Source organism: Streptomyces sp. NPDC001381, from assembly GCF_042895685.1.
Taxonomy (GTDB): Bacteria; Actinomycetota; Actinomycetes; order Streptomycetales; family Streptomycetaceae; genus Streptomyces.
In genome coordinates this window covers 87,695-104,359 of sequence record NZ_JBIAWO010000014.1, presented here as the reverse complement: position 1 = coordinate 104,359, position 16,665 = coordinate 87,695, and the positions used below count along the sequence as shown (strand labels likewise).

General features: G+C 71.6%; 16 protein-coding genes and 1 tRNA gene. 9 read left to right on the top strand and 8 right to left on the bottom strand.

From position 1 onward, the window contains the following. Window positions 1–34: 34 nt before the first annotated feature. Window positions 35–613, top strand: coding sequence for a roadblock/LC7 domain-containing protein (locus ACFY2L_RS35920; RefSeq protein ID WP_390659045.1), 579 nt, complete (start codon window positions 35–37; stop codon window positions 611–613). Beyond that, window positions 589–963 (top strand): hypothetical protein, encoded by a 375-nt coding sequence (locus ACFY2L_RS35915; protein ID WP_390659046.1) that lies wholly within the window; start codon window positions 589–591, stop codon window positions 961–963. Before ACFY2L_RS35920 ends, ACFY2L_RS35915 begins: the two co-directional genes overlap by 25 nt. Here the strand turns inward: ACFY2L_RS35915 and ACFY2L_RS35910 are convergent, their stop codons facing one another. Both ACFY2L_RS35910 and ACFY2L_RS35905 read right to left on the bottom strand, forming a co-directional pair. Continuing rightward, complete coding sequence (locus tag ACFY2L_RS35910; RefSeq protein WP_390824437.1) at window positions 964–1,548, bottom strand: hypothetical protein; 585 nt, start codon at window positions 1,546–1,548, stop codon at window positions 964–966. Between the two features lie 83 nt (window positions 1,549–1,631). After that, window positions 1,632–2,501 carry a MurR/RpiR family transcriptional regulator gene (locus ACFY2L_RS35905; protein WP_390659048.1) on the bottom strand — a complete coding sequence of 290 codons (870 nt, stop codon included), beginning with the start codon at window positions 2,499–2,501 and terminating at the stop codon, window positions 1,632–1,634. A 309-nt stretch (window positions 2,502–2,810) separates the two neighbouring features. Between ACFY2L_RS35905 and ACFY2L_RS35900 the strand changes: the two genes are divergently transcribed. Next, on the top strand, window positions 2,811–3,236 hold the full coding sequence (locus tag ACFY2L_RS35900) for a hypothetical protein (protein WP_390824460.1): 426 nt from the start codon (window positions 2,811–2,813) through the stop codon (window positions 3,234–3,236). Between the two features lie 72 nt (window positions 3,237–3,308). On the opposite strand, the gene ACFY2L_RS35895 is transcribed toward ACFY2L_RS35900, so the two are convergent. Together ACFY2L_RS35895 and ACFY2L_RS35890 are read right to left on the bottom strand one after the other, a co-directional pair. Then, entirely contained in the window at window positions 3,309–3,722 is a 414-nt protein-coding gene (locus ACFY2L_RS35895) for a DUF6924 domain-containing protein (protein ID WP_390824436.1), read from the bottom strand. Window positions 3,723–4,201: 479 nt separating this feature from the next. Continuing rightward, the gene (locus ACFY2L_RS35890; RefSeq protein WP_390659050.1) at window positions 4,202–5,590 is read right to left on the bottom strand and encodes a cystathionine beta-synthase; all 1,389 of its coding nucleotides are present in this window, start codon (window positions 5,588–5,590) and stop codon (window positions 4,202–4,204) included. A 149-nt stretch (window positions 5,591–5,739) separates the two neighbouring features. On the opposite strand from ACFY2L_RS35890, the gene ACFY2L_RS35885 reads away from it, so the two are divergent. The 3 genes from ACFY2L_RS35885 to ACFY2L_RS35875 all read left to right on the top strand — a co-directional run bounded on the left by ACFY2L_RS35885 (window position 5,740) and on the right by ACFY2L_RS35875 (window position 9,641). Then, window positions 5,740–6,777 carry an SGNH/GDSL hydrolase family protein gene (locus ACFY2L_RS35885; RefSeq protein ID WP_390824435.1) on the top strand — a complete coding sequence of 346 codons (1,038 nt, stop codon included), beginning with the start codon at window positions 5,740–5,742 and terminating at the stop codon, window positions 6,775–6,777. A gap of 557 nt (window positions 6,778–7,334) precedes the next feature. Next, window positions 7,335–8,555, top strand: a complete 1,221-nt coding sequence (locus ACFY2L_RS35880) for an acetyl-CoA C-acetyltransferase (protein WP_390659052.1) — start codon at window positions 7,335–7,337, stop codon at window positions 8,553–8,555. 303 nt (window positions 8,556–8,858) lie between these two features. Next, the gene (locus ACFY2L_RS35875) at window positions 8,859–9,641 is read left to right on the top strand and encodes a hypothetical protein (RefSeq protein ID WP_390659485.1); all 783 of its coding nucleotides are present in this window, start codon (window positions 8,859–8,861) and stop codon (window positions 9,639–9,641) included. 18 nt (window positions 9,642–9,659) lie between these two features. Here the strand turns inward: ACFY2L_RS35875 and ACFY2L_RS35870 are convergent, their stop codons facing one another. Beyond that, window positions 9,660–9,971: a hypothetical protein gene (locus ACFY2L_RS35870; protein ID WP_390824434.1), complete on the bottom strand. Its 312-nt coding sequence runs from the start codon at window positions 9,969–9,971 to the stop codon at window positions 9,660–9,662. A 104-nt stretch (window positions 9,972–10,075) separates the two neighbouring features. On the opposite strand from ACFY2L_RS35870, the gene ACFY2L_RS35865 reads away from it, so the two are divergent. Then, a complete protein-coding gene (locus ACFY2L_RS35865; protein WP_390659054.1) occupies window positions 10,076–10,303 on the top strand; it encodes a DUF4287 domain-containing protein in 228 nt (75 codons plus the stop codon). Window positions 10,304–10,364: 61 nt separating this feature from the next. Here the strand turns inward: ACFY2L_RS35865 and ACFY2L_RS35860 are convergent, their stop codons facing one another. The 3 genes from ACFY2L_RS35860 to ACFY2L_RS35850 form a co-directional block, all read right to left on the bottom strand. Then, on the bottom strand, window positions 10,365–11,276 hold the full coding sequence (locus tag ACFY2L_RS35860) for a Bax inhibitor-1/YccA family protein (RefSeq protein ID WP_390659055.1): 912 nt from the start codon (window positions 11,274–11,276) through the stop codon (window positions 10,365–10,367). A 202-nt stretch (window positions 11,277–11,478) separates the two neighbouring features. Beyond that, entirely contained in the window at window positions 11,479–12,654 is a 1,176-nt protein-coding gene (locus ACFY2L_RS35855) for a 4-hydroxybenzoate 3-monooxygenase (RefSeq protein ID WP_390824433.1), read from the bottom strand. A 145-nt stretch (window positions 12,655–12,799) separates the two neighbouring features. After that, window positions 12,800–12,883 (bottom strand) — tRNA-Leu (locus tag ACFY2L_RS35850). 393 nt (window positions 12,884–13,276) lie between these two features. Between ACFY2L_RS35850 and ACFY2L_RS35845 the strand changes: the two genes are divergently transcribed. Beyond that, the gene (locus tag ACFY2L_RS35845; RefSeq protein WP_390659057.1) at window positions 13,277–14,047 is read left to right on the top strand and encodes an ABC transporter ATP-binding protein; all 771 of its coding nucleotides are present in this window, start codon (window positions 13,277–13,279) and stop codon (window positions 14,045–14,047) included. Window positions 14,048–14,081: 34 nt separating this feature from the next. Next, the gene (locus ACFY2L_RS35840; RefSeq protein WP_390824432.1) at window positions 14,082–16,610 is read left to right on the top strand and encodes an ABC transporter permease; all 2,529 of its coding nucleotides are present in this window, start codon (window positions 14,082–14,084) and stop codon (window positions 16,608–16,610) included. Window positions 16,611–16,665: the final 55 nt, after the last annotated feature.

Here is a 16,665-nt window from a genome sequence, read left to right as displayed (position 1 = left end):
GCGGCAGCGATCACGCGACGGGAGGAGCGAGCTGATGGCCGCCGGCCCCGAGATCCTCGACGAGCTCCGCCGGCTGCGGGCCCGGGTGCCGCAGCTGACCGGCGCGCTCGCGGCCGGCGTGGACGGGCTCGTCCTCGCTCACGACACGCCCGGCGTGGAGCCGGAGGGGGTGGCCGCGCTCACCGCAGCCGCCCTCGGCGTCGCCGTACGACTGGCGGACACCACCGGACAGGGCGACTTCCGCGAGCTGCTGGTGCGCGGGGTCTACGGCTATGTCGCCACCTACGCGGCGGGCGGCAGCGCCGTGCTGACGGTGCTGGCGCAGGACCGGGTCAACGTCGGCCGGCTGCACCTGGAGAGCCGCCGGGCCGGTGCCCGCATCGGGGAGCTCGTCGACGCGTACGAGGCGAAGGAGCGGGAGGTCCGGGCGCGCGAGCCGAAGGCCGTGCCCGCGAAGCCCCCGGCCCAGCCGCCCGTGCGCACACCCGCGAGACCCACCGCCGCACCCCTATGGACCAGATCGGCGCGCGACACATCCACGCCCGCGCGCACCACCACGGAAAGTCGAGAGGAACCGAGGAACACGTCATGGCCAACACCGAAACCGCACTGAAAGAGGCGCTCGCCTCCATCGAGGGCGCGACGGCCGCCGCGCTCGTCGACTACACCAGCGGCATGGCGCTGGGCACGCTCGGCGGCAGCAAGGGCTTCGACCTGAACGTCGCCGCCGCCGGCAACACGGACGTGGTGCGCGCCAAGATGCGCACCATGGAGCACCTCGGGCTCAAGGCGCAGATCGAGGACATCCTCATCACGCTGTCCGACCAGTACCACCTGATCCGTCTGATCAGCGGGCGCGGCGGCAACGGGCTCTTCCTGTACCTCGTCCTGGACGCCAAGCGTGCCAACCTCGCGATGGCCCGCCACCAGCTGAGGAGAATCGAGGAGGACCTGGAGGTCTGACTAGACGTACATCTCGGTACGGCGGCGGGCCCCGCCCGGGGCCGCGTCGCCCGCCGCGACGCCGGTGCTCCGGTACGCCTTGACGGCCTTGCCGGCCGGGCGGCCGCCGTACCGGCCCAGCCAGTCGACGCGCACCCACAGCAACGCGTTCGCGGCCCGCTCGCGCCGGCCGAGCCAGGCGGCCTTCAGCCGCAGGCCGGTGCCGCAGCCGGCGAGCAGCATGCCGGCGGTGGCGGGCACCGCGAAGGAGCTGCCCAGCGCGGCCACGAAGGCGAGCAGCAGCCACCAGCGGTGGCCGCGCCGCCAGGCACGGACGGTGACCGCCCGGTCCTGGAGCACATCGTGCTTGCCGGCCCGGGCGGCGCCGCCGGCGAGCGCGGTGTAGCGCCGCCGGCCGTACAGCGCCACCACGGCGGCGGCGACGAGGAACAGGGCGGCCCCGGCCAGGACCCCGATCCGGCGGCCGGTGAGTCCGGCCGGCAGCACACCGACCCCCGCCGCGAACACCCCGCACCACCACAGCGGCGCGGCCCCGGCCCGTACGACGACGGCCACCCGAGCCAGCCCCTGACCTCCGCGTGCCACGTCCGCCTCCTCGTCACTCCGGCACTGTTCTGATGACGGTTCAGACTAGTGAGCGAACGTGAGACGAATCTGAAAAAACGGCCCTACTCGACGAACAGCCCCCGTGCCGCCGCCCGCGCGTCGAACTCCTCCAGCCGGGCCTGCGCCTCGGGCAGGTCGTCGCACATCGCCTCCAGCAGGACCCGGCCCAGCAGCATCGGCGCGCAGGCCGTGTCGAAGGCGAGCCCGGTGCCGACGGCGGCCGGCAGCAGCAGGTCGGAGACCTTGGCGACCGGCGCGAACGCGGAGTCGGCGACCGTGACGACGGTCAGCCCGGCCTCCCTGGCGTAGGCCAGCGTGTCCAGGACCTCGCGCGGGTGCCGGGGCAGGGCGAAGCACAGCAGCGCGGTGGCGCCCGCGCGCACCGCGGCGTCGATACGGTCCTGGATCATGGTGCCGCCCTCGTCGAGCAGCCGTACGTCGGGGTGGACCTTGGCGGCGAAGTACGAGAAGCCGTACGCCTGGGAGGCGGCGGCGCGCAGTCCGAGCACCGGCAGCGGGCGGGAGGCGGCCAGCAGACGGCCGGCCCTGCGCACCGGGCGCGGGTCGGCGAGCAGCTCGGCGAGGTGCCTCAGGTTCTCGATCTCGGCCTCGACGGCCTGCTGGTAGGCGTTGTACGACGCCGCGCCGGCCGGCTGTTCGGCGGGCGCGACCTCGCGCAGGTGCCTGCGCAGGGCGGGGTAGCCGTCGAAGCCGAGCGCGACGGCGAACCGGGTCACGGAGGGCTGGCTGACCCCGGCCAGCTCGGCCAGCTCCACGCTGGACAGGAACGGCACGTCGGCGGCGCGCCGCACCATGCTGTGGGCGATGCGCCGCTGGGTCGGCGTCAGCCGGTGCCCCTCGAAGAGCGCCTGCAGCCGTCCGGCGGGAGTGTCCGCCGCACCCGTGTCGCCCATGTCGGTCTCCGCGCTCATGCCGCGCTCCCCCTCCAGATGTCCGTGAACCGTTCCGGCGGCCGGGCCGCCGTGCGGCGGCGACGCGTGCGCAGCCGATCACGAGACGGTACGCGCCGCCCGCGTGCGGTGGCCCACCCCCTCGGAGTATTCAGTCACCAAGAACTCTGCATGAGCCTATGCAGGCAGGCAAGTCCCGAAGGCCCGGCGCGGCCCCGCGCCGCTCGGGTCCCTCCCGGCCAGCCCGACCCCGAAGAGGGGGGATATCCCCCGTGCGAGGGGTCCGCCCGCTCCTTACCGTTGAGGTCCATGACGGGATGGGAGACCACCATGGACGCGCGCGACACCGACCTGAAGAAGGAACTCGACGCCACCCTGCAGACCCGCAGGGAACTGGGCGAGGAGTACGAGTCCGCGCTGGTGGACTCCTTCCTGGAGAAGGTCGACCAGCGCATCGACGCGGCGGTCGAGCGCCGGGTGCGCCGGGGGTTCGCGGAGGCGCAGACAGCGACCGCCCGCGACGCCCGCTCGCCGAGGGCCACGGACTCCTGGGGCGAGCGCTTCGGCTTCGGCATCGTCTCGCTGGTGCTGGCGGTCCCGCTTTCCGCGATCGGCGCGGGCACCGCGCAACTGCCCGGCCTGATCGTCTCCTGGGTGGGCATCGTCGGCGTCAACGCCGTCCAGGCCGCCCGTACCCACCCCGGCCTCTTCGGCGGCCGCCGCCGCTCCTCGAAGGACGACGACTGGAAGGACTGACGGGCACCGGACCTGCGGCCACCGGACCGGCGGGCACCGGGCGGTCCGGTGGCCTCAGCCGCCTCAGCCGTCTCAGCCGCGGAACGTGCCGGTCTCGTCGGCACAGTCGGCGAAGTCCGCGAAGTCCAGGTTGGCGATGGAGAGGTTCGCGGACACGTCGGGGAACCAGGCGGGCGGCACCCGGAACGTCCGCCCGGGCTCGTCGTAGAGGTCCAGGGCGAGCAGGAAGCGCTCCGGGCCGTCGGCGAGGGCCCGGGCGTCGGCGAGGAACACGTAGGTGAGCCGGTCGTCCTCGTCCGCCGCGGTGTCCTCGTGGATCAGCGCGGGGATGTCCGCGCCGGCGAACCGGGGGTCGCTGACCCAGGTGGCGTGCGGGCCGTCGTCGTGGTGGTCGTAGGCGGCGCGCAGCGCGTCCCAGGCCGCGTCGTCCGAGAAGTCGGTGCGCAGGACGAGCGAGGTCAGGTCGTCGGGTGGGGGCAGGGCCATGACCGTGATGCTCTCACCGGGGACTGACATCGAGGCCGGGGAGACCGGGCCGGAAAGAAGCTGTGCGCGGGGACCGCCGCACCCCCGTTGCCGGGGGGCGGGACGACGGCGGTCCCCGCGAGGGACGCGGGCCGGGTCAGGCCGGGCTTGCGCGTCCGTGGCGCCTGTGGAGGTCCGGGAGCCGCTCCGGAGGTCCGTGACGCCGTTCGGTTGCCGGCCGGGGCGGGGAGCCGCTCCCGCCCTGCCGACACCCACTAATGTGCCGGACGCGTGTTAAGCGAGTGCTGCGCGGACGTGACACGCTCGTACCACTTCCGCGAAGTCCACCACTTCGGTAGGCAAGCGGAAGTTCGACGGCCGGACGGGCGGTTCACCGGAGGTTTCCCGGAGGTTTCGGCCCGGACGCCGGCAAGTTGCACCCGCGCTCCGGGCCCCGGACGGCGTCCCCGCCGCGCGCCCGCGCGCCGTCGAAGTCCGGGCTACTTGCCGCCCTTGGCCAGGAAGGCCAGCAGGTCCTGGCGGCTGACGACTCCGGTCGGCTTGCCCTCGACGAGGACGATCGCCGCGTCCGCGCTGCCGAGCACGGACATCAGGTCGCCGACCGGCTCACCGGAACCGACCTGCGGCAGCGGGGCGGACATGTGCTTCTCCAGCGGGTCGGAGAGCGAGGCCCGCTGGGTGAACAGCGCGTCCAGCAGCTCCCGTTCGACGACCGAGCCCACGACCTCCGCCGCCATGACGTCCGGGTGACCGGCGCCCGGCTTCACGATCGGCATCTGCGAGACGCCGTACTCGCGCAGCACCTCGATGGCCTGCCCGACCGTTTCGTCCGGGTGCATGTGGACGAGGGACGGCATGGCGCCGTGCTCCTTGTCGTTGAGGACGTCGGCGACACGGGCGCTGGGACCCTCGTCCTCCAGGAAGCCGTAGTCGGCCATCCACTCGTCGTTGAAGATCTTGGAGAGGTAGCCGCGGCCGCTGTCGGGGAGCAGGACCACCACGACGTCGTCGGGGCCGAGCCGCTCGGCGACCCGCAGGGCGGCCACGACGGCCATGCCGCAGGAGCCGCCCACCAGCAGGCCCTCCTCCTTCGCGAGCCGGCGGGTCATCTGGAAGGAGTCCTTGTCGGACACCGCGACGATCTCGTCGGCGACGGTCCGGTCGTAGGCGGTCGGCCAGAAGTCCTCACCGACGCCCTCGACCAGGTACGGCCGCCCGGAGCCGCCGGAGTAGACGGAGCCCTCGGGGTCGGCGCCGATCACCTGCACCCTGCCGTCGCTGACGTCCTTCAGATAGCGCCCGGTGCCGGAGATCGTGCCGCCGGTGCCCACGCCCGCCACGAAGTGGGTGATCCGCCCCTCCGTCTGCTCCCACAGCTCGGGACCCGTGGAGTGGTAGTGGGAGAGGGGGTTGTTGGGGTTGGAGTACTGGTCGGGCTTCCACGCGCCCGGCGTCTCGCGCACCAGCCGGTCGGAGACGTTGTAGTAGGAGTCCGGGTGCTCCGGGTCCACGGCGGTGGGGCAGACGACGACCTCCGCGCCGTACGCCCGAAGGACGTTGATCTTGTCCGTCGACACCTTGTCGGGGCACACGAAGATGCACTTGTACCCCTTCTGCTGCGCCACGATGGCCAGCCCCACGCCGGTGTTCCCGCTGGTGGGCTCGACGATCGTGCCGCCCGGCTTGAGCTCCCCGCTCTTCTCGGCGGCCTCGATCATGCGCAGGGCGATGCGGTCCTTCACGGAACCACCCGGGTTGAAGTACTCCACCTTGGCCAGGACGGTCGCCCGGATGCCCTTGGTCACGCTGTTGAGCTTCACCAGCGGGGTGTTGCCGACGAGGCTGATCATCGAGTCGTGGAATCGCACCGTTGTCTCCGGTTGCTTGCAAAAACAGTGGTCGTAGTGGTGACGCCAGCCTACGGCCCGCCCGCGAGGTTCACTCCCCGTCGAGATTGGGCGACGGTCCGTACGGGGCAAGGAGTGGGTGTACGGACACGAGGAGGTGGCGTCGAGGCATGACGAGCATGTCGAGGGCGAGAGTGGCCCGGCGCATCGCGGCCGGCGCGGCCTACGGCGGCGGCGGTATCGGCCTGGCCGGGGCGGCGGCGGTGGGGCTGCTGCTGGCGGAGGCGCACATGGCCCGGCGTCACGTGAACGGCATCGGCGAGCATCCCCGGGTCCCGCACGCGGACGGCCGCTACGGACGCACCTACGACGCTCCCGGCACCCCGGCCGCGGAGCCCCTGCGTCTGGTGCTGCTGGGCGACTCCACGGCGGCGGGCCAGGGCGTCCACCGCTCCGGCCAGACGCCGGGCGCGCTGCTGGCGTCCGGGCTCGCGGCGGTGGCGGAACGCCCGGTCGATCTCCGCAACGTGGCGCTTCCCGGCGCCCAGTCCGACGATCTCGACCGTCAGGTGGCGCTGGTCCTGGGCTCCTTCGACCAGGTGCCCGACGTCTGCGTGATCATGATCGGGGCGAACGACGTCACGCACCGCATGCCGCCGACGCGCTCGGTGCGGCATCTGTCCGCGGCGGTACGACGGCTGCGGACGGCCGGCACGGAGGTGGTGGTCGGCACCTGCCCCGACCTCGGCACGATCGAGCCGGTCCCGCAGCCCCTGCGCTGGCTGGCCCGGAGAGCCTCCCGCCAGCTGGCGGCCGCCCAGACGATCGGCGTGATCGAACAGGGTGGCCGCACCGTGTCGCTGGGCGATCTCCTCGGCCCCGAGTTCGAGGCGAACCCCCGCGAGCTGTTCGGGCCCGACCACTACCACCCCTCGGCGGAGGGGTACGCGACGGCGGCCATGGCGGTGCTCCCGACCGTGTGCGCGGCGCTGGGACTGTGGCCCGCGGAGGAGGAGCGCCCGGACGTGTCCCGCCGCGAGGGCTTCCTGCCGGTGGCACAGGCCGCGGCGGAGGCGGCCTCGGAGGCCGGTACGGAGGTCACGGCGGCCATGCCGACGGGACCCCGCGGCCCCTGGGCCCTCCTCAAGCGCCGACGCCGCCGCAGGGTGCCGGAACCCCAGCGCGCCCCGGCGGCACCGTCCCCGTGACCGACCCGGCCCCGGACACGGCCGGCCCTTGGCCCACCCCGGCGAGCGGCTCCGGCCCACGGGCGCACCGACCCGAGCACGCGCGCCCCGCCCCCTCCGGCGTCACCGCTCGGCCGCGGGTCCGCAGCCCTTGGGGTCGCCGCTCGGCCGCGGGTGCGCAGCCCGAGCCCCGAGGTCACCGCTCGGCCGCGGGTGCGCAGCCCTGGCGGGCTCCGACGGCGTACCGCCCCGCGGGCGGGCCTGCGCGAGGCCGCCCCGACCAGAGGCTTCCCCGCTCGGGTGAGCGGGGCGCGGATGCCCGGTCCGGTGGGGGGCTGCGCCACGGGCCGGGCGTGGGTGCGCAGCCGCCGGCGGGCCTCGGTGCCGTGTCGGTTCGTGGGCGGGCGCGGGTGGGGCGGTCGTCCGGCGTCATACAGCCAAGCAAGCGCTTAGAAAGTGCGTTCAGGGTCACACCGCGACACCCGTGACCCCGGCCATACGGCCGGGTAACTTCCCAAGCAGTCCTGCCCGTAGAGCCCCCAGAACCCGGGACTCACCCGTACGCCAATGGAGCCGTGATGCCCGAAGCCGTCATCGTCTCGACCGCCCGCTCCCCGATCGGCCGTGCCGTCAAGGGCTCCCTGAAGGACCTGCGCCCGGACGACCTCACCGCCACGATCATCCAGGCCGCCCTGGCGAAGGTCCCCGAGCTGGACCCGAGGGACATCGACGACCTGATGCTGGGCTGCGGCCTCCCGGGCGGCGAGCAGGGCTACAACCTCGGCCGGATCGTCGCGGTGCAGATGGGCATGGACCACCTGCCGGGCTGCACGATCACCCGCTACTGTTCCTCGTCCCTCCAGACCAGCCGCATGGCACTGCACGCCATCAAGGCCGGCGAGGGCGACGTCTTCATCTCGGCCGGTGTCGAGATGGTCTCCCGGTACGCCAAGGGCAGCTCCGACGGCCTGCCGGACACGACGAACCCGCTGTTCGCCGAGGCGCAGGCCCGCACCGCAGCCACGGCCGCGTCGGAGGGCTCCACCTGGCACGACCCGCGCGAGGACGGCCTGCTCCCCGACCCCTACATCGCGATGGGGCAGACCGCGGAGAACCTGGCCCGGTCCAAGGGCGTCACCCGCCAGGACATGGACGAGTTCGGCGTCCGCTCGCAGAACCTCGCCGAGGAAGCCATCAAGAACGGCTTCTGGGAGCGCGAGATCACCCCGGTGACGCTCCCCGACGGCACGGTCGTCAGCAAGGACGACGGCCCGCGCGCCGGCGTCACCCTGGAGGCCGTCCAGGGCCTGAAGCCGGTCTTCCGCCCGGACGGACTCGTCACCGCCGGCAACTGCTGCCCGCTCAACGACGGCGCCGCCGCGGTCGTCATCATGTCCGACACCAAGGCCCGCGAGCTGGGCCTGACCCCGCTCGCCCGCATCGTGTCCACCGGTGTTTCCGGCCTCTCCCCCGAGATCATGGGCCTCGGCCCGGTCGAGGCGAGCAAGCAGGCCCTCCAGCGCGCCGGTCTCACCATCGACGACATCGACCTGGTCGAGATCAACGAGGCCTTCGCCGCACAGGTGATCCCCTCCTACCGCGACCTCGGCATCGACCTCGACAAGCTGAACGTCAACGGCGGCGCCATCGCGATCGGCCACCCCTTCGGCATGACGGGCGCCCGCATCACCGGCACGCTGATCAACTCCCTGCAGTTCCACGACAAGCAGTTCGGCCTGGAGACGATGTGCGTCGGCGGCGGCCAGGGCATGGCGATGGTCATCGAGCGACTGAGCTGACCACCCGCTGAAGGCTCGCCGGGAGCCCCTGCGTAACCGTTTCGGCACCTGCCGTCACGTCATGGCCCGGAGTCCGGGAAGCACCTGGACTCCGGGCCGTTTTGTGATCCAATCTCCCCCAGGATGTGACCTATCTCCCTTACTCAGGGATTTACGCAGCTCAGCGCCTTTCAGCACTAAACCCCAGGCTCCATCTCCTGTCCGTTTCGTGATGTTACGCACTGACAGCTGGATAGTCCGCCCTTCAAGCTGATGTAGGAAGTCGGGGGTCGACTTTGAACCGGGAGTACGTCAGTGAGCGCCATGCCGATCGCCTTGCTGGTCACCACGGCCGCCACGGGCGCCGTGGGCGTCGCCGTCCTGCGCACCCTCATGCAGCTGCGCCGGCAGGTCGCCGCCCTGCACGCCCAGCTCGCCGAGAACCACGCGGCTGAGACACGGGGCTTCGTGCCGGCCGCCCGCACCGCGGCCGACACCGCCGAGATACGCGCCGCCGTCGCCGAGGCGCTCGCGGAGGAGCGGGAGCGGGAACTGGCCGAGGCGCGCGCCTTCTGGGCGGCCCAGGAGGCCCGTGACGCCTCCGACGCCCCCTCCCTGCTGGGGCTGCCGGACAGCGAGCTGTTCCTGCCGCGCCAGGCCGACTTCGCGGGCCTGGAGCCGCTGGAGCCGGTGGCCGAACCGACCGCGGACGCCGACGAGTTCGCCGGGGAGTCGCCCGAACTGGCCGCGGCCCGCCGCCGCCACCCGTCCCACCCGGACTTCGTACCGGTCCAGTCACCGGTGGTGAACGACCACGAGCGCACGGTCGCCGCGCTCGAGGAGCTGGCCGCCTCCCGGATCGAGCTGACCGACGTGCGCCCCGGCCCGCTCGGCACCCTCGACGTGTACGTGTTCGCCGACGGCACCACCTTGTGCATGACGCCCGGCCACCGGGAGACGGCGGACCGCCTCAGCGCCGCCCTGACGGCCGGCGAGACCCCGTTCCTGCTGGGCGGCTCGGGCATCTCCGGCGCGTACACGCTGACGTTCGCGTGCGGCGAGGAGAACGTCTACATCCTGGCGGACCGGGTCATAGCCTCCCTCTGAGCCGGCCCCGCGCCGGCCTCAGACCCCCGCCCGCTTCTGCGCCTCCTCCACCAACCGCACCGCCTCACCCACCTCGGCCTCACTGGTCAGCACCACGGCCAGATCATGCACGGCCACGGTGATCTGATCAGCGGCGGCGAACATCCCGGCATCGGGCATCTCGCGCGGCTCCACTCCGGGCTCCTCGACGCGCTGCGCCCAGCGGGCCAGCTCGCGGGCCAGGCCCAGCGCCTCGGCGGCTGCTCCCCGCTGCAGCCGGCTCTGCGGGGCGGCACGCAGACGATCGGCGAAGTGATCCACCGCACGGGTCAGGGACGTCGTATCAACCACGCCGTGAGCGTACGCGTCGCACCGGGACTGTTGCCAACGGGCGAACGCTCAGGCACCGTGACCTGAAGGACCGGCTTACATCCCCTTTGCAACCGGAGGCGCCGATGTCCCATGTCCTCTCCGAGGAGACCCACCGCAACATGCTCGCCCGCATCCCGCACTGCACCGGTCGTGAAGTCTCCGACTGGCTGCGTACCGTCGACGAAGGCCCCGCTCTCCGCTTCGAGGAGAAGGTCAGCTGGCTGCGCCATGAGTACGACCTCGCGTACGGCCACGCCAAGGCGATCATCCACGAGTACGAACTGAGGAGGGCAGCGCGCAAATTCCTGTAGGGCGCGCGGACGACGAAGGGCCCCGGCCGAGGCCGGGGCCCTTCCGTGCTCGCGTCGGGCGCTAGTCGTTGCTGTTCAGGATCGCCAGGAGCCGCAGGAACTCCATGTAGATCCACACCAGCGTCAGCGTGAGGCCGAAGGCGGCGAGCCAGGCCTCCTCGCGCGGGGCGCCGTAGGTGATGCCGTCCTCGACCTGCTTGAAGTCCAGGGCGAGGAAGCAGGCACCGAGGATGATGCCGATGACGCCGAAGACGATGCCGAGGGCGCCGCTGCGGAAGCCGAGGCCGTCACCGCCGCCGAAGACGGTGAACAGCAGGTTCACGGCCATCAGCAGGACGAAGCCGAGCGCGGCGGCCATGACGAAGCCGTAGAAGCGGCGGTTGACGCGGATCCAGCCCGCCTTGTACGCCACGAGCACACCGGCGAAGACCGCCATCGTGCCCATGACCGCCTGGACGACCACGCCGTCCGCGATGTACGTGGACACCGCCGACGAGATCACGCCGAGGAAGACGCCCTCGAGGGCGGCGTACGACAGGATCAGCGCGGGGGACGGGCTGCGCTTGAAGGACTGCACCAGGGCCAGCACCATCGCGACCAGACCGGCGCCGACGGCGATGCCGTAGGACTTGCCGAGGTTGGCCTCGTCGACGGGCAGCAGCAGCCAGGACAGGACCGCCGTGAGGACCACGGTGCCGAGCGTGGTCGCGGTGCGCGCGACGACGTCGTCCATGCTCATGGCGCCGGGGGTGACCGGAGCCTGGGGCGGCGCGCCCTGCTGGAGGCCCTGCTGGGCGTAGGGGTTCTGCGCGTAGGGGTTGCCCGCCTGCTGGGCGTAGGGGTTGCCCTGCGCGTACGGGTTGGCCTGCGTGCCGACAGCGGGTCCCCCGGCCTGCGGCGCCGCGTTGAAGCCCGCGTAGCCGTTGTCGCGGCTGAACCCCCGTCGCGAGAAGACCGGGTTTCTGCTCCTCATTTCACTCCTCCATGGCCACACAGCGTGGCCTTGGCATCAAGAGTAATAGGTAGGCAAAGGATTGACCCTAGTGCTTGAGAAGGATCTTTCCCTCGTCGTGCTGCGCAACACGCTACGTGGCGTCCTGATTCCCGGTACCGGACGGCCTCATTCATGACCAAGCTGGGACATGGCCGGAACCGGCCGGAGACCGGACGGTCGATCACCCGAACGAGAAGCCGGTGTACGCCTCGGCCAGGTCGGTCTCGGCGGCGCGCGAGGAGGCGATCCGCTCCAGCCGGGCCAGCTGGAGCCGGTCCTCGAAGGGGGTGGCGCCGGGCGCGCGGTGCAGCAGGGTCGTCATGTCGTAGGAGAACCGCTCGGCCTGCCAGACGCGGCGCAGACAGGTCGCCGAGTAGGCGTCGAGCAGTTCGGCCGAACCGGTCTCCCGCCGGTGGGTCAGGGCGCGCGCGAACGTCACCACGTCCCCCACGGCCAGGTTGAGCCCCTTCGCCCCCGTCGGCGGGACGATGTGGGCCGCGTCCCCGGCGAGGAAGAGCCGGCCGTGCCGCATGGGCTCGTGGACGTAGGAGCGCATGGGGGTGACCGACTTCTGGGTGATCGGGCCGCGCCGCAGCGTCCAGTCGTCGTCGGTCTCGAAGCGGCGCTCCAGCTCGTCCCAGATCTCCTCGTCGTCCCACGCCCCGGCGTCGGTGCCCTCGGGCACCTGGAGGTAGAGGCGGGAGACGGACGGCGAGCGCATGGACAGCAGGGCGAAGCCACGGTCGTGGCGGGCGTAGACCAGCTCGTCGTGCGAGGGCGGCACGTCGGCCAGGATGCCCAGCCAGCCGAAGGGGTACGTCCGTTCGAACGCCCGGGTCAGCTCGTCCGGGATCGCCTTCCGGGAGACCCCCCAGAAGCCGTCGCAGCCCACGACGTACTCGCACTCCAGGACGTCCTCGACGCCCTCGTGCCGGAAGCGGACGCGCGGGCTGTCGGTCTCCGCCCCCTCCACGGCCAGTGCCTCCGCCTCGAAGAGCAGCGGCCCGCCCTCCTTCAGCTGGAGGGCGATGAGGTCCTTGCACACCTCGGTCTGGGCGTAGACCATCACGGACCGGCCGCCGGTCAGGGCGGGGAAGTCGACACGGTGGCGCTTCCTGTCGAAGCGCAGCTCGATGCCGTCGTGACGCAGCCCCTCCCGGTCCATGCGCTCGGCCGCGCCGGCCGCGCGCAGCACGTCCACCGTGCCCTGCTCCAGGATCCCGGCGCGCTGGCGGTGCTCGACGTAGGCCCGGTCGCGGCTCTCCAGGACGACCGAGTCGATGCCGGCGTCGTGGAGCAGTCGGGCGAGGAGGAGGCCGGCCGGTCCGGCGCCGATGATGCCGACGGTGGTACGCATCGGGCGTTCCCTTCGTGTTCGCATAGTGAAGTTTTCTTCACTCTTGCCATGCGTGAGTCTGCGCCCGGGCTCATCCGGTGTCAACGGTCGGGGTGCGGCGTCAACGCCTCAATGGAGCATGCAGCGATCGCCGAGGCGTCGGAAGTGCCCAGAGCCGGACTTGAACCGGCACGCCCGCGAAGGGGCAGCGAGGTTTAAGCTCGCCGTGTCTGCATTCCACCATCTGGGCAGGCCTTGGGCTCCGCGTTGAGCTTCCGACCCTATCGGGATCCGTCCCCCGAACAGCCGAAGAGCAGACCGATGTTGTCTTATTTTATTGAGGTCTGAGGGAGCATCAGCACCTGGAACTGGCCATCCGCACTTGCCAGTAGCCTGGCGCGCGACCACCGCGCGCGTATGCGGAATGACGGAATTTCACCGTACGAACGAGGGTGCTCCACCGGTTCTTGACGAACCGTCCCTCAGGGGACGGGGTCATCCCCAGGTATGACACGGCGGCCCGGGGTCCGCCCCGAGTCTGCCTTCAGAACCGGAACAGCGACTGACTACAAGCCCGCGCCCTGCCGGAATGCTGGTTCACGTCCCCCAGACCAGACCACCGTCCCGTCAGGAGCGCGTTTCCGTGACCACCAGCCCCCTCGCCGAACGGACCACCGCCGTGGCCGCACGCGCCACGGACCTGTCGAAGATCTACGGGCAGGGCGAGACCCAGGTGGTCGCCCTGGACCGCGTCTCCGTCGACTTCCGGCAGGCCGAGTTCACCGCGATCATGGGCCCCTCCGGGTCCGGCAAGTCCACGCTGATGCACTGCGTGGCCGGCCTCGACACCTTCTCGTCCGGTTCCGTGCGCATCGGCGACACCGAGCTCGGCTCGCTGAAGGACAAGCAGCTCACCAAGCTCCGCCGGGACAAGATCGGGTTCATCTTCCAGGCGTTCAACCTGCTGCCGACGCTGACCGCGCTGGAGAACATCACCCTTCCGATGGACATCGCGGGACGTAAACCGGACAAGCAGTGGCTGGACACCGTGATCCAGATGGTGGGCCTCAAGGACCGGCTGAGCCACCGCCCCACGCAGCTCTCCGGCGGTCAGCAGCAGCGCGTCGCCGTCGCCCGCGCCCTGGCCTCCAGGCCCGACATCATCTTCGGCGACGAGCCGACCGGAAACCTCGACTCGCGCTCCGGCGCCGAGGTGCTGGGCTTCCTGCGCAACTCCGTGCGGGAGCTGGGCCAGACGGTGGTGATGGTGACCCACGACCCGGTGGCGGCGGCGTACGCGGACCGGGTGGTGTTCCTCGCGGACGGGCGGATCGTCGACGAGGTGTACGGGCCGACGGCGGATGCGGTGCTCGACCGGATGAAGCAGTTCGACGCCAAGGGCCGCACCAGCTGACGTCCGGTCACCGACCTTCGGAGTAGACACCCTCATGTTCCGCACCGCCCTGCGCACCGTTCTCGCGCACAAGGCCCGGCTCCTGATGACCGTTCTCGCCGTGATGCTCGGCGTGGCCTTCGTCTCCGGGACCCTCGTCTTCACCAACACCATCTCCGACGCCTTCCAGAAGAGCTCCGCCAAGGGCTTCGACCAGGTCGACGTCGCCGTCACCGCCGAGGTCCAGGAGGACGTCGGCGACCGCATCGTCAAAACGCCCGAACTGACCGAGGCGCTGCGCGAGAAGAGCGCGAAGGTGCCCGGCGCGGCCTCCGCCGTGGGCGTCGTGAGCGGCTTCACGGCCATCGCCGACAAGGACGGCAAGCTCGTCGGCGGCGGCTTCCAGTCGCAGGGCGGCAACTACTGGGGCGCCGAGGACGCCCGGTACCCGCTGAAGGAAGGGACCGCCCCGCGGGGGAAGGACGAGGTCGTCATCGACTCCGAGACCGCCCGGCGGGCCGGCTACGAGGTCGGCGACACCGTACGGATCTCGGTCGACGGCCCGGTCCTCACCCCGAAGATCACCGGCATCTTCACCACGGACGACGGCAACGTGGCCGCGGGCGGCAGCCTCGCCCTGTTCGACACGGCGACCGCGCAGCAGCTGTTCGGCAAGGCCGGCACGTACGACGAGATCGACGTGAAGGCCGCCGCCGGCACCTCGCAGACCGCGCTGAAGGCCGCGCTGGACGCCGCCCTGCCCCGGGGCGAGGTGGAGACCACCACGGGTGAGCGGCTCGCCGACGACCAGGCCGAGATGATCTCCGCCTCGATGAGCGGACTGAAGCAGGGCCTGCTGGTCTTCGCCGGGATCGCGCTGTTCGTCGGCACGTTCATCATCGCCAACACCTTCACCATGCTGGTCGCCCAGCGCACCAAGGAGCTCGCGCTGCTGCGCGCCGTGGGCGCCTCGCGCCGGCAGGTGACGCGGTCGGTGCTGATCGAGGCGTTCGTGGTGGGCGTGGTGGCCGGCGTGACGGGCCTGGTGGCCGGTATCGGCATCGGCGCGGGGCTCAGGTCGCTCATGAACACGCTCGGCGCGACCGTCCCCGACGGCCCGCTGGTGATCTCGCCGGGCACGGTCGGGGCCTCCCTCGCGGTCGGCGTCGTCATCACCATGCTGGCCGCGTGGCTGCCGGGCCGCCGGGCCGCGAAGATCCCGCCGGTCGCGGCGATGAGCAGCGTGCACGCCAAGGCGACCACCAGGTCGCTGGTGCTGCGCAACACGCTGGGCGCGCTGTTCTCCGCGGCGGGCGTCGCGGTGGTCCTGACGGCCACGACGATGGAGGGCTCCGACGGCCAGGGCCCCATGGGTCTCGGCGCGGTTCTGCTGATCATCGGCGTGTTCATCCTGACCCCGCTGCTGTCCCGCCCGCTGATCGCGGCCGCGGCACCGGTCCTGCGGGTCTTCGGGGTCTCCGGCAAGCTGGCCCGGCAGAACTCGGTGCGCAACCCGCGCCGTACGGCCGCCACCGCCTCGGCGCTGATGATCGGCCTCACGCTGATCACGGGCATGACGGTGATGGCGGGCAGCCTGCAGAAGTCGATCGACAAGATGGCGTCCTCGGCGATCCGCGCCGACTACGTGGTGTCGATGGCGAACGGCAACGGGCTCTCCCCCGACGTCGAGAAGAAGCTGAAGTCCACCGGCGGCGTGACCGCCACGAGTCCGATGCGCAACGCCCCCGGCCGCATCGAGGGCACCACCGAGTACCTCACCGGTGTCAACGGCGCCGCGTTCGGCGAGCTGACCGACCTCCCGGTCGCGGACGGCACCTTCGAGGTGGACGGCGCGCGGGTCGTGGTGGACGAGGACACGGCCAGGTCCCACGGCTGGAAGGCCGGTTCGGACTTCACCGTCTCCTACGAGGACGGCGAGAAGCAGCGGCTGACGGTCTCCGGCGTGTACGAGGCCAACGAGCTGATCGGGGGCATCCTGCTGGACAGCGCCGCGCTCTCCCCGCACCAGGAGGACCCGGTCGACATGCAGGTCATGGTCAAGACGTCCGGCGGTGCCTCGGACGCGACCAAGGACAAGCTGGAGAAGGCCCTCGGCTCCAACCCGGCCATCAAGGTGCAGAGCAAGAAGGACCTGTCGGACAGCATCGCGCAGATGTTCACGCTGATGCTGAACATGCTCTACGGCCTGCTGGCCATGGCCGTGATCGTCGCGGTCCTCGGCGTGATCAACACCCTGGCCATGTCGGTCTTCGAGCGCTCGCAGGAGATCGGCATGCTGCGGGCGATCGGCCTGGACCGCCGCTCGGTCAAGCGGATGGTCCGTCTGGAGTCCCTGGTCATCTCCCTCTTCGGCGGGGTGCTCGGCATCGGCCTGGGCGTGTTCTTCGGCTGGGCGGCCGGTGAGCTGCTCGGCACGAAGATGGCGACGTACGAACTCGTCCTGCCGTGGGGCCGGATGGCGTTGTTCCTGCTGCTGGCCGCCGGCGTGGGCGTCCTGGCGGCGCTGTGGCCGGCGCGGCGGGCGGCCCGGCTGAACATGCTGGCGGCGATCAAGTCGGAGTAGCCGGCGTCCGGTGGGGGCCCCGTGTCATGGGACGCGGGGCCCCTTTTCCGTGTGC